A 12865-nucleotide genomic window follows, 5' to 3' on the forward strand; every position below is an offset into this window, starting at 1 on the left:
GGACGTCAAGGATGGCGAACACAGCCACTACTTTTAAATCAGGAAATCATTTTACACCACATTTAGGACTTGACCAAGCAAGCCTATGGATGCGCTAAAAACATGACCTAAATGAAAGAAAAATGAAGATTAGGTCATGAATTGTAGAAAAGCAAACCAATACAACTAGCTACTCAATGCACCTAGTCTAGGCCAAAGGATACTCAAATAAAAGAATTATAAGTATTTTTATGTGAGATTTTTTTGCGTGAGAAAGGAAAGATAAAAAAATGAATGAGCTGATCAATATAGTTAATAGACGTAGAGCGCTGTTAGAGAAGGCAATCAAACTTGCGGCGAAAGACGAGAAAGAGCAATCAGTAGGCCATTTGCGAGTGAGTAAAACAAGAGGACAAACACGCTATTACAAAGTGACTGGGGTCTCAGATAAAACTGGGGAATATCTGTCAATGAAGAAAACGGATGTCATTAAGCGATTAGCACAAAGTGACTACAAAAAACAATTTATTAAAACTGCTGAGTATGAACTTAATTTGCTTGATAGATTTCTTGTGAATTATAAGAATCCAACAGAAGATACATATACTAAGTTGATTCCTGAGAGAAGAGCTCTGGTAACACCTTATATTCTATCTGATGATCTAATAGCCAAAGAGTGGCAGTCTAAGACATTCAAACCAAATCCATATGAACCTGAAAAGAAAATATTCGATACACGCAGAGGAGAAAAGGTTAGGTCTAAATCTGAAGCAATAATTGCAGACACTATCTATGAATTAGGCATTCCCTACCATTATGAATGTCCTGTAAAAATGGTCAATGGAAAGCTTAAGTATCCGGATTTTACATTACTTAAAGTGAGGACAAGAGAAATAATATATTTTGAGCACTTTGGATATATGGATGATGAAGGTTATAGATTAAAAACAATGGAAAAAATGGATCTGTATAGAGCCAGTGGAATCTATCCGGGTAAAAATCTGATATTTACATATGAGACAGAACACAATCCCTTGGATATTAAGGGGATGAGAAAGATGCTAATTGAAATGTTTTGTGAAGGGGATGCATAGGTATATGCCTGCAACTATGAATGTAGCTGCAAATGATTTGATGAGTAAGCAACAGTTCATAATTAAATAAACACCCCAAATGTTTTTTGAATATAATTATCAATGAAATAATTATTAATCATTTGACTAATTATTTAGAGGATTTTTATTATTGTTTATATCAGATGATGTTATTTTATATTATTTCTAAAAATTATTTTACAAAAAGATGTAACTTATCAGAATCGGCGCAGGAGCAGCAACGATGGAAAAAGTAAAAATACGAGCGATTATGTATGCACTTTTGGCAGCGGTTTTTTATGCAATAAATGTCCCGATGTCAAAGTTGCTCTTAAATAATGTCGAACCTACGATGATGGCAGCATTTCTGTATTTGGGTGCGGGAATAGGAATCAGTTGTATTTCTGTTATGAGTAAGAAAGAAAAGGAGGATCGGCTTACAAGAAATGACCTTCCTTTCGTAATAGGGATGATCGTACTGGATATAGCAGCACCTGTTTTTCTTATGCTTGGATTAACTTACGGGACATCATCGAATGCGTCTCTTTTGGGCAATTTCGAGATTGTGGCAACGACTGTAATAGCGCTGATCTTATTTAAAGAAGCTGTTTCCAAAAGGCTTTGGGCAGCAATTGGACTTATCTCACTATCGAGCATATTGCTTTCTTTTGAAGGGAGTCTTTCTTTTAAGTTTTCCTATGGCTCACTTTTGGTGCTTCTTGCCACAGTCTGCTGGGGACTTGAAAACAATTGTACCCGCAGCATTGCGTCCAAAAGCACTTACGAGATTGTGACTCTAAAGGGAATTTTTTCAGGACTTGGAGCATTGGGAATTGCTCTTATTAAACATGAATCTTTTCCGCAGATCAGATATATTCTCCCAGCCCTTATTTTAGGTTTTGTTGCATATGGACTGAGTATTTTTCTATATATCAGAGCGCAGAGCGTACTTGGTGCAGCCAAAACCAGCGCATATTATGCGGTTGCACCTTTCGTGGGAGCACTTTTATCCTTTATTATTTTGCATGAAAAGCTCACCGGAATGTACGCTGTGGCATTTTTGATCATGGCAGCAGGTGCCAGTCTTGTTGTGGTGGATACTTTGATAAGGCAGCATGCTCATGTGCATGTGCATACTTTCACCCATACTCACGATGGGTATACGCATACGCATACAGTAACGCATTCCCATGAGCACAATCATTATGTGACTGATGGAAAACATGGCCACCATCACACTAAGGAAGAACTGGAAGTTCTTTCAAAAGCTGAGCATGACCATACCTGAGTCAAAAGAACTAATTCATGCAGACAGGAAACGCAAATAATCACATTTTAAAAATCATTTCAAAATACAGTCTACCCTGCATAGAATTCCTCCAATAAAAACTGGTTTCATTTAAAACTTATCCAAATAAAAAAGATATAGTGGCAATAACTTTATCACCACTATATCTTTCATTCATCCATTTAAGATTTTTATTTTATCTCATCTGTAGTTCCGTCTTTTTTGACAACTTCAAGTCTGCAACCAAGTCCAAATGCTGCAACTGATCCAGCAATCAGTGCCCAAGGTGCTGCTGCCAGTCCAAGAATTCCACCGACAATTCCTACATTGACAGGTACGCTGAATACTACTTCGTCGCCCTTCTTGATCTGAATTCTGTCAACGTTTCCTTCTTCGACTTTCTTCTTAAGCTTGTCCATTGCTTCCTTGATGTCATCGCTAACATCCTTTGAATCCGGCTGAATCAGCTTGATTGCTGCAGCAACATCTCCGTCAGTTTTAACGAGAGCTTCTTTTGCAGCTTTGTAATCAACGCCTGTCTGCTCCATTACTTTTTCAACAGCTTCTAATGTAATATTCATGATTCCTCACCAACATCCTTTCTTAAAAAAAATGTTTTTAGTTGCTTGTACTATGAATACATTGTATTGCTGCTGCGAACTCAATTACATGTTTTCTTTAGCAAAAAAATCTACGTTATTTTGCCATTTTTGAGAATCAGCAGGAAAGCAGCCCAGATCTGGCCATTGTTTAGCATGACTCCATCTCACAGAAAATCAAATGATAACTGCCCGTCGATCCAGCTCTTTTGCTCTGCCTGATGAATCTCATCCTCTGGCCTTACATGCCCGATAAGGAGCGGCGAAAGCGGATCGTGATTCTCATTATTATCCATTACAGTCTTCGCATCATAGTTGGCATAACAGTATCTGCACATATGAAGACACGTATTATACATGCCTATATCGTTCGCAAGATAGCACGCGCAGGAAGCCCGCGCATTCTTTACCTTTGGGAAATTCATGCTGTTATGAACAGCCTTTTCATACATTGCCTGAGTCATGCAGCCACTGCAGTCTGCCCCAAATACTTCCAGTTCATTCCCCTCAGCGCAGGGCCGAAGCGTCATTCCATGATCTTTCGCAATCTGAGTCATCTTTTCACCAAGGTACATCCTGTCTGCTTTTTCTAAAGGCTTGGCCTCGGGAAAGTTCTTTTTCACTTTCTGATACATATCTATAAAACTGATAACTGCCGTCTGCGTGTAGCCATCAAGGGCCGATGCGATCTCCTCAAACTTCTCAAGATGATAATCCTTCGTATATTTGTCATCCAGGAAAATCGGGTCATATCGCCATCCCATTGAATCCACGCCCGCAAACTCAGAGAGTCTTTTGAAGGTCTCTACCACATCCTGTATATCCGGAACATTGGGCTCTATGTCCCTTCCGTAGCCCGTGATCGTCACATACCAATACATTCCATATGGTTTCAAAAGATCCAGATATTTAAGCATGGGTTTCGGATTCTTTGAACAAAAACAGATTATGTCAACCACCGAAGGATTTAGCAAATACTTTGTAATATATGTCATATTGTAAGGATTCCGCACATAGACAAAGCCCTCTTTTAGCCTGTTTGCAAACCAGTCAGCATAGAAGGCCGGGATATCTGTGCGAGACCCGGTCTGAATTATCATACTTATATCCTTTCAAATACTTAAAGCTCCATAATTATATTACGCGGTAACTACTACTTATTGCAAACGACTTATTTGAAAACAACTATTAAATTTGTCATATTTATAATCATTTTAGCAGTATTATTTACTATCCAACTTGTGTTATGCTCAATATAGCAATAATTTTTCGTGGAGATTACGTTCATGCCACTTGCTTCAGACAATGATCAGGAACGCAAAAAAATCGCGATTACGTGGTTGCTAATATCGAGAAAGCACTGGAAAATGGCTGGGTTAAAGTATTTTACCAGCCTGTTGTTCGCGCGCTCACAGGGCAGCTTTGCGGCGCTGAATCTCTGGCAAGATGGATCGACCCTGAAATGGGATTTCTTTCACCTGATAAATTCATAGGCGCTCTCGAAGAGAGCAGGCAGATCCACAAGCTTGACTGCTGGATCGTTAAAAAAGTCTGCTCCGACATTTCAGAGCGTATTCATAATGACCTCGACGCAGTTCCTGTGTCCATCAACTTTTCGCGCCTTGACCTTGAAGCCACTGACATGCTCAAGGTTTTGGAGGATGCGGTGGACGAGTACGATATTCCAAGAGACTACATTCATGTTGAGATAACCGAGAGCATGATCGTATCTGACGCCGAGCTGATGTCCGACATGATAGAGCGCTTCAGGAGCACCGGCTATGAGGTGTGGATGGACGACTTTGGTAGCGGCTATTCTTCTCTTACCGTCCTTAAGGACTATCATTTCGACACCCTTAAGCTCGATATGTCTTTTCTTCGCTCCTTTGACGCCAAATCCAAGGCCATAATAACTTCCACAGTCATCATGGCAAAAGAAATTGATATCATGACGCTGGCAGAAGGCGTGGAAAACCAGGAGCAGGTGGAGTTTCTCAAAAACATCGGCTGTGGCCGACTTCAGGGCTATTACTACGGCAAACCAATGCCCATAAATGACCTTTTTGACCATATCAAAGAGAGCAATATTGAGATTGAAAAGAGGCAGTGGCGCCATTTCTACGATGTGGCCAGCTTCCATGCGAGGCGTACTGACGAGCCTTTGGCAATTTTTGAAGATAACAACGGCGTTTTCAGAACTCTTTTCATGAATGAAGTCTATAAAACCCAGGCTTTTGGCAGTTCCTATGACCTGGAGACGATTGACGCGAAAGTGTTCCATTCCCGTTCTTCTTTTAATGCCCAGCTAATGAAATTCGTTGATACCGTTAAGCAGAGCAAGAACCTTGAAACCTTATACTTCACTGTTGACGGCAGCATTCTGTGCCTCAAGGGAAAAGAGATCGCGGAAAACGCCGGGAGCCATATCTACATTAGCTCCATCCGCAATATTTCTACTGATTCAAATATTGAAAAGAGCAACAGCCTTGCTTTCAGGTTAAAAGAAATAAATCACATGTTTGACACCGTGGCTCAGATCAATCCATCCAACAACACGATCATTCCGCTTGTTGGAAAGTTCCGCTATATGCGAAATGCTCCAACCGATGGCATGCGCCTTAATTCCTACGTTCAAAAGTTCAAGAAGGATTATATAGCACTGGCTGACGCAAAAAAATTCGATGTTTTCTGCGACTGGTCCACTCTGACAAGCCGTGTACAAAGCAGCTTCAAAGGCTATGTTGAGAACATGTTCAGGATCAAACAGATTGATGGCAATTATGAATGGAAAGGCCTGTCCTTCATGCTGATACCGGGTACAGAGGGAAAAGAATTCCTCATGTGCACAAAGCCAACTCCTGACGATACCCACTCAATCCTTAACAAAATCCAGGAATTATATAACCGCGAAGATTACGGGCTTAAGTCTGATGACTCACAAATGTATGCAAAAATGTGGGAAAACACTGTAACTGCCTCTCATCTTAAGTTCTTTTGGAAGGACAAAAACAGGAAATTTATGGGCGCCAGCAAAGCGTTCCTTGACTTCTACGGTTTTACCATCGACGATATCCTCGGCAAAGACGATGAGGAGATGGGCTGGCATATCGACGGAAAAGCATACAGAGACGACGAAATTGACGTTCTTACAAATGGTGCCGTGGTTTCAGGCGTTCCAGGCTACTGCATCGTAAAAGGCGTTGTCCATAACATCATGTGCTTCAAAGCTCCTATATATGACGGTAATGAGATCACCGGTCTAATGGGCTATTTCTTTGATGTTGATGAGGAGATGGCCAGAATAGACAAACTTTATAACGTAAAAAGAACTGACACTATTACCGGTTGTATGAATAAAAAAGGTTTCCTTGATGTCCTGATAGATTATTCCCAGAACTACCATAATCTTGGGCGTGACTATGCGCTTATCATACTTAGAAACACGAAACATGCTAGAGTCATGGCTGATTATGGAGAAGACTTTATCGAAAAGCTCTTACACCAAATGGGCCAGGAAATACTAAAAGTCACAAAGGATAAATGCGCTGTAGCAAGAATGATACAGTCAGAATTTGCGCTGCTTTTATATACTGACAAACAGTCTGAAGTTGATGAATTGTGCAGTCAGTTAAAAGAAGCAATCGAATCTATCAGAGAGCTCGATGGCAACAAGATGACGCTGAAAGTCAGCATTTCAGCAATGCTCAGATCTGACAAAGAAGCCACAGATGAAAACATGTACCACAAGGTCCTTGAACGCGTTCAGCAGTAGAAGGTACTAAAAAAAGCATATCTGCTCAGGAGGTTTCCATGAACAGTAATGATAAATCTGAAAAGTTCGACTTTTTATGGCTTGTGCTTTTTTTGATCATATTCATTAACGGTTTTGAAGCAGGCGGCTATCAGGCCAGTCTTCGAAGCATCGGGCAAAACTACGATCTTTCCGAGACCTCCAAAGGCCTCTTTGCGGCAACTGAGCTCTTTGCCACCATGCTTGCCCCTCTGATCCTTGGCGCATGGGCAGACGCCAACGTTAAAACAAAGTGTATAAAGCTACTGCTGGTGGTCCAGTTTGTGGCCGCCGCAGGAATCCAGATAATTGGTCTACAAAGTGCATTTGTTGTAGGTGTGTTCTTTCTTGGCCTCACCACCAGTGCACTTCAGTTCATATCCATCGCTGCTCTTGCAGACTCCTATCCCATCAGCGGAAGCAAAAAAATCGGATTCATGACCTCCATGTATGCCCTCGGAGCTTTGGTGGCTCCGCTTGTTGTGGAGTATTACCTTGGACTTGGGCTTACCTGGAAAGTTCTTTTTGTCATTCTCGCAGTGGGAAGCCTCATTTCTTTTGCCGGAATCATGGCATCAGGAGAGGGGAAAAGAGAAGCTGCTGCCAAGGGAGCTGTCGCAGATGGGTCCACAAAAAAAGAAACAGAATTCTTCCTTATGGGAATCCTGCTTCTTTGCGTTATCATGTGCATCTATGTTGGATTTGAAAACGGCTTCGCGTACTTTGTAGAAACTCTGTTCGCGGACGTTTTGGACTCAGGCCTCGGCCGCTACGCCCTCTCAGTGTTCTGGGCAATGATGATCCCTTCGAGAGTATTCGTGGGCTATTTTGCTAAAAGAGCCAGAGCCATCCTGCTTACTGCCCTTGTGGCAATTCCACTTCTCACCGTTCTTGTAGCTCTTATGGATAACAGCCTCGTGGTATTTGCGCTCTGCATCCCTCTTGGCTTTGCCAGCGGCGCCATCTATCCATGCGTTCTCAATATGATGATTCCTTTCGCCGGAAAAAACACCGCCTTTTCAACCGGCATGATCACCACTGCAACTGGCATCGGCGGTGTTGTTTTCACAGCCCTCACCGGCTTCAATGCAGAGCACCTGGGAATGAGAATGGCCATTGGAATACTGGCCGCCTTTTATATCTTCTCAATTGCCGCAGCTATCTGCGCCGGTAGGATGTATGTAAAGAGGAGCCGCTAGAAGATTTTTATCTTAAGCTCTCTCAATCAGACTGCAAATCCCAACTATCAGTAATACTGGAAGTGCGATGTATACAAGTCCTCTGATCAAAAGTCCGAAAAGAATAAGTGGAAGGAATACAAGTGTAAACATAATTTTCATGATCCCCCAGCTTGCTCTGAATGCCAGGCCGATCATCTTACCAAAAATCCAGAAGAAAAATATTATAAATAACAGTGATAACATAACAAACACCATCCTTTCAAAGACATAAACTATTGTTTCTTATAGCTAAAGTATATCCCGGAAAGGATTGTGGATATATGACCGATACGGCGACTTTCTATGATCATTTTCACTTTTTTAGCAAAATATCGTTTATTCTTTTCCCCTGCAGATGTAATCCCAGCTACAATCACCACAGATATTCCCTCGGATACCCGCATTAATTATTCTGTCCCTGACCAGTCCTGTGAACTTGTCAAAAGAAATCTCGCATCCGTCACTGAGTCCGCAAGCCTTCAGCACTTCTTTGTCATATCTGATAACCTTGTCCTGAGAACTGCACAGGCCGCCCTCATTGTTTGGGCAATTTTTGCAGACAATATCTGTCTGAGCTTTCAGCACCACCTTCTGCTCCGGGGCAGCCTCTAGCTCTTTTATCACACGTCCCATATGGTCTGTAAAATCAGCACTGTAGCCCTTGCCTTCATAGAACTGAAAACACATCCCATGATGGGGTCTTAAACATTTTTCCATGATATAACTCTTCTTTCCGTTTATTACTTACCGAAGCACTTGCGCCAGCTTAATTACCAGACGAAGCAGATGATTCAGCCTTAATTGTGATTGTCGACCCGTTATCTTCCACTTCTATTGAAATATTAGTATTCCCATTGTTCGCAGCGGAACTTGCTTCCGAACCAGCATCGATAGTTTCCTGCCCTGACGCAGGCTTGTAATCGGATGAAACGCATGGAGGAAGATAAACCGAAAACTCCATTCTTCTATGGCACTTGTTTTCCGCATCGCTAAGATTGAAATAATCATAACCAGCCAGCGAATCATCCCAGGTGCAATCCACATTGTGGAAACCGTCATCAAGCTTAATTATGTTCCAGGCATGGCGCTCGCTCCCGCCCCAACCATGGCAATTGTAGGTTGGAACCTCAACCAGCTGCATCAGATACTGGAAGCAACGGGCATAGCCCGCACATACAGTATTGTCCAATACCACCGAACTATAGGCACTCTGATCCAGAGAATTGTACTGATAATTGAGCTTATCCACTATCAGATCATGAATATACAGCTCTTTTTCATAAGGAGAACTTAAACTCCGAGCACCTGCTGCCAGGCTCTGGGCTGTAGCCTCAAATTTGTCCCTCGCTGAAGCAATATCATTGAAATTCTTATAAAAATCAAAGTCAAACTCTATAACATTTCCATTGTAGTCATACTGGAAATAATAGGATATATCCACCCAAAAGAGCTCCGGATGGTCATCCAAAAGACAGCAGAACGCGCTCTCCACCTCTTTATTGGTGGTTGCCTCATTTATGGGCGCAAACTTCGTGTTAAGCGCAACGGCATTGGCGTACATCTGCCTGTACAAAGCCTTGCATCTGTCATTCAGCATATGATAGTAAGGATAGTAAAGTTCGTCAAACTCCAGACCTACGCCGGTCTCACCCTGATCAATGCTGTCGATGATCTCCAGCGCCTCTTTTTCATCTTCAATATCAACAATCTCAGGTTGCGGCGAGAGCATATGGGAACTGTCTTTGGGGTAATCCCCTTCATCCGCGTCTTCCGAAGGATTTATGAAAGCATCCACAAACTCCTTATAATCAGGATTGTCTTTGCGTTCTTCATCAACCACGCTGTCGTCCCACGCATCAACATAGTCCTTGTAAGTCAGATCAAAATTATAGGGATGCGCTGTCTCCGGCCCATCTGTGCTGACTTCTTCTGTTTCAGACTCTTTTTCTTTTTCCTCTTCCAAAGAAGTCTCTGTTGCTGCCGCTTCTGAACTTGCGGCAGCTGCGCTTGCTTCAGCAGCACTTTCTGCACTGATTCTCTTTTTCTCCTCGATGTCAGCCACAACTTTTTTTAGAGGCTCCGACAAGGCAGGATTGACTGCGCACAGTCCAATATATACGCACATCAAAATGATCAATGCCAGAATGAAATACAGTATCTTTGCAAGAAAATCTTTCATCGCCACCTTCTCCTCTCATCCATGATCCTTAAGGTGTTCTTTTTTTAAAGCAAAAAGAGGCCTCTTCAGCCTCCCCAAGCGCATTATAACACTGACAAATTATTATTTTGGAATATTAGCATAAAATTTTTTTAAAAATTTTTGCCATTTCTTTTACAGGGTTCGGATAAAAGATCAGAACAGGCTCAGCTGTTCGTAATCGCTGCTTCTATCAAGCTCTGGCATAGGCTCTTTTAACATCTCAAGGGCTGCGGCCGGGTCTTTTAAATAATCCCTGACATTTCCCGTATCAATCATTACCGGCATTCTGTCGTGAACAGGCTTCATTGACGCATTTGCCGAGGTCGTCAGAATTACAAAAGAGTCCTTGTTATCACTAAGGTCATAGAAACCTGCAAGGTAAATTGGCTTCTCATCAGCTCTTTTGAACCTGAACTTCGTCTTACTTGCGTCCCACTCGTAGAATCCAGCAGCAGGCAGAATGCATCTGCGATTCCGAATGCTATCGGCAAACATCGACTTTTTTGTCACCGACTCTGCCCTGGCATTGATGATGAGCTTTCTGTCTTTGGAAGTTATTCCCCAAAACAAATCCTCCAGCGCGAAATCTTCATTAGTTGCCCTATTCCAGATGATTCCCGGAGTCGACATCCCCGGAGTAATGTCTCCCGCGCGAGTAGCGAGCGCTCCTTTGGTTAGCTTTAAGTCGCTCTCAACCTTATATGCAGCTTTGTCACTAAAGTAATATCTACAGCACAAATAACTGTCCTCCTTGCTTAAGACACAGGCCTTTCCAGTTCATCCCTATATTCACTGGCCATTTCGCAATATCTTTTTCCAAGAAATCGATAATAGTCCTCAGCCACCACCATTCTGGATGATTTCTGCCTGTTGCAATTTCTGCACAAAGGCAAAAGATTTCTCTCATCATCCGTGCCGCCATGGTACTTGGGGACATAATGGTCTATCGTAACTTTCTGCCTCTCAAGTTGTTTCCCGCATGCTGCGCACACCCCGCCTGTCTTTGCCATAATCCGGTCTTTTAGCTGCAACTTATGATTCTTGATTCCCCGCATAATTGCCCCCTGTGTCTTTTGACAATCTGTTTTTGGTTTATCTGCCCTCTTTATCTTTTATCAGGGCCTCTCTGATGGCCATGGCAATGACTTCATCAGGCGCCTTTTTCATGGCATCTGCCTTTGGATTGCTTTTTAATTTTATCTCTGGACGAGCAGCTGTTTCCGACTGGTTTTTATCTGTATTCTTTTTGTTAGTCATTGTTTCTCCTCGCTCTTAGCCATGTGGGATAAAAGCATGGAAACTGTATTTTTTATCCCATTATGAGTGCTTGCAGGAATGATTATTTATCCTCGAGTAGGATAATTAATCGATTATTGCTCAACTTATTTCATCAATCTTATCCCACAAATCAATAAACCGCAATTATAAACACGTTTTTCAAAACACAAGTTCAAAAATTACAAGCCATTATCCCAGCAATTTCCAAAAAAATCTGTTCATTGTGCTGTGCACTACCTCTTTGGGGCGCTCTATCTCCTTATAGCCCTTCTTTTTGTAGATATGAATGGCGGCCATAAGATTGTCATGGGTTTCCAGATACGAAGCCTTATACCCAGCCTCTCGCATCTTGCCTTCGATAAAGTCTATCATTTTATAGCCCAGGCCTGAGCCCTTTGCAGAATCCATCAGGTATAATTTCTGCAGCTCGGCTGTATCTTTCATGGGCTCAAATCTATCATAACCGATTCCACCAATAACCTGGCCATCATCCCCTTCGATGACAAAGTATTTCCGCCCATCTCCATCGTAATAATCGCTCAGATGGTCCAGCGCATCATCAAAATACACTGTTCCCGGAATATTAAGTTTAAACTGTTCCAAGTTGTTTCTAACAAGCGCAGCTACTGCGGCATTGTCAGCTTCTGTAATTTCTCTGAATTTAATCATCCCCATATTTTCCATTCCCAAACCAGCCACTTAAGTCAAAATCTCTGCAAACCTTTCGCTCTTCCCGACATTAGACTTCTCCAACAAGATAGCCACCCTTCCACTCTCACCTTCATCAATCTTCTCCAACAAGGTGGACAATCTCTGCCTCATGGCCGACTGCTGCCAAGAACTTCCCGAAGATGTCCTCAGTCTTTATCTTCAAGCTTGATGTGTTAACGCAGGGGTGGCAGCCTATGTACTTCCCGGCCTTGACGTCTTCGTCCACAAGAAGCCTTACATCATGCCCTTTGTCATTCATAAGGCCCATGACGCTTACTGCGCCGGGCTCGATATCAAGATACTTGAGCATGTCTTCAGCTTCCGCAAAAGAGAGCCTTGCTGAGTTTATCTGACTCGACAATTCCTTTGTTTTAAATTTCTTGTCTCCGGGCATTAAAAGCAGATAAAATGCCGTTTTCTGCCTGTTGCATAAAAAGAGATTTTTACACATGGTCGTTCCAAGCGCCACATCTACTGCTTCACAGGCCTCCATAGTCATGGCCGGTTCATGATCTACTCTCTGATATTCTATTCCAAGTTCATCCAAAAAATCATAGACTCTTACCTCTCTAGAGAGCCTGCCTTCAGTGTTTTCCGGTCTTCCGTTATGTATTTCCATTTCCACTCCCATTACCGATATAATCCTTCCAAAACTTTTTTATTTCATTATAAGATTTTCCTACTACATACAACAATCTCTAAAATT

Annotated in this window: 14 protein-coding genes; 4 read left to right on the forward strand and 10 right to left on the reverse strand. The window is 42.2% G+C overall.

The features are described from left to right. The first annotated feature begins 374 nt into the window (after positions 1-374). Positions 375-1073, forward strand: a complete 699-nt coding sequence (locus E7303_RS05775; RefSeq protein ID WP_292144257.1) for a hypothetical protein — start codon at positions 375-377, stop codon at positions 1071-1073. Between the two features lie 244 nt (positions 1074-1317). Continuing rightward, positions 1318-2361: a DMT family transporter gene (locus E7303_RS05780; RefSeq protein ID WP_292144258.1), complete on the forward strand. Its 1044-nt coding sequence runs from the start codon at positions 1318-1320 to the stop codon at positions 2359-2361. 191 nt (positions 2362-2552) lie between these two features. On the opposite strand, the gene E7303_RS05785 is transcribed toward E7303_RS05780, so the two are convergent. After that, the gene (locus tag E7303_RS05785; RefSeq protein WP_292144259.1) at positions 2553-2942 is read right to left on the reverse strand and encodes a DUF4342 domain-containing protein; all 390 of its coding nucleotides are present in this window, start codon (positions 2940-2942) and stop codon (positions 2553-2555) included. Positions 2943-3127: 185 nt separating this feature from the next. Then, positions 3128-4060, reverse strand: a complete 933-nt coding sequence (locus E7303_RS05790; protein WP_292144260.1) for a DUF1848 domain-containing protein — start codon at positions 4058-4060, stop codon at positions 3128-3130. A 236-nt stretch (positions 4061-4296) separates the two neighbouring features. Here E7303_RS05790 and E7303_RS05795 point away from each other — a divergent pair, with 236 nt between their 5' ends. Together E7303_RS05795 and E7303_RS05800 are read left to right on the forward strand one after the other, a co-directional pair. Then, on the forward strand, positions 4297-6732 hold the full coding sequence (locus E7303_RS05795) for an EAL domain-containing protein (RefSeq protein WP_292144261.1): 2436 nt from the start codon (positions 4297-4299) through the stop codon (positions 6730-6732). Between the two features lie 38 nt (positions 6733-6770). Next, positions 6771-7949 carry an MFS transporter gene (locus E7303_RS05800; RefSeq protein WP_292144262.1) on the forward strand — a complete coding sequence of 393 codons (1179 nt, stop codon included), beginning with the start codon at positions 6771-6773 and terminating at the stop codon, positions 7947-7949. Between the two features lie 12 nt (positions 7950-7961). Here E7303_RS05800 and E7303_RS05805 read toward each other — a convergent pair whose 3' ends face one another. The 8 genes from E7303_RS05805 to E7303_RS05840 all read right to left on the reverse strand — a co-directional run bounded on the left by E7303_RS05805 (position 7962) and on the right by E7303_RS05840 (position 12778). Next, a complete protein-coding gene (locus E7303_RS05805) occupies positions 7962-8174 on the reverse strand; it encodes a hypothetical protein (RefSeq protein ID WP_292144263.1) in 213 nt (70 codons plus the stop codon). A 132-nt stretch (positions 8175-8306) separates the two neighbouring features. After that, a complete protein-coding gene (locus tag E7303_RS05810) occupies positions 8307-8687 on the reverse strand; it encodes a DUF1284 domain-containing protein (RefSeq protein ID WP_292144264.1) in 381 nt (126 codons plus the stop codon). A gap of 49 nt (positions 8688-8736) precedes the next feature. Beyond that, positions 8737-10149 carry a transglutaminase domain-containing protein gene (locus E7303_RS05815; protein ID WP_292144265.1) on the reverse strand — a complete coding sequence of 471 codons (1413 nt, stop codon included), beginning with the start codon at positions 10147-10149 and terminating at the stop codon, positions 8737-8739. A gap of 174 nt (positions 10150-10323) precedes the next feature. After that, positions 10324-10908, reverse strand: a complete 585-nt coding sequence (locus E7303_RS05820; RefSeq protein ID WP_292144266.1) for an SOS response-associated peptidase — start codon at positions 10906-10908, stop codon at positions 10324-10326. 17 nt (positions 10909-10925) lie between these two features. Next, positions 10926-11225, reverse strand: coding sequence for an HNH endonuclease (locus tag E7303_RS05825; RefSeq protein WP_292144267.1), 300 nt, complete (start codon positions 11223-11225; stop codon positions 10926-10928). A 37-nt stretch (positions 11226-11262) separates the two neighbouring features. Continuing rightward, positions 11263-11427, reverse strand: a complete 165-nt coding sequence (locus E7303_RS05830; protein WP_292144268.1) for a hypothetical protein — start codon at positions 11425-11427, stop codon at positions 11263-11265. A 210-nt stretch (positions 11428-11637) separates the two neighbouring features. After that, complete coding sequence (locus E7303_RS05835) at positions 11638-12123, reverse strand: GNAT family N-acetyltransferase (RefSeq protein ID WP_292144269.1); 486 nt, start codon at positions 12121-12123, stop codon at positions 11638-11640. Between the two features lie 109 nt (positions 12124-12232). Beyond that, positions 12233-12778 carry a prolyl-tRNA synthetase associated domain-containing protein gene (locus E7303_RS05840; protein WP_292144270.1) on the reverse strand — a complete coding sequence of 182 codons (546 nt, stop codon included), beginning with the start codon at positions 12776-12778 and terminating at the stop codon, positions 12233-12235. Positions 12779-12865: the final 87 nt, after the last annotated feature.

The sequence above is a fragment of the Butyrivibrio sp. genome, from assembly GCF_015056685.1.
Taxonomy (GTDB): domain Bacteria; phylum Bacillota; class Clostridia; order Lachnospirales; family Lachnospiraceae; genus Butyrivibrio.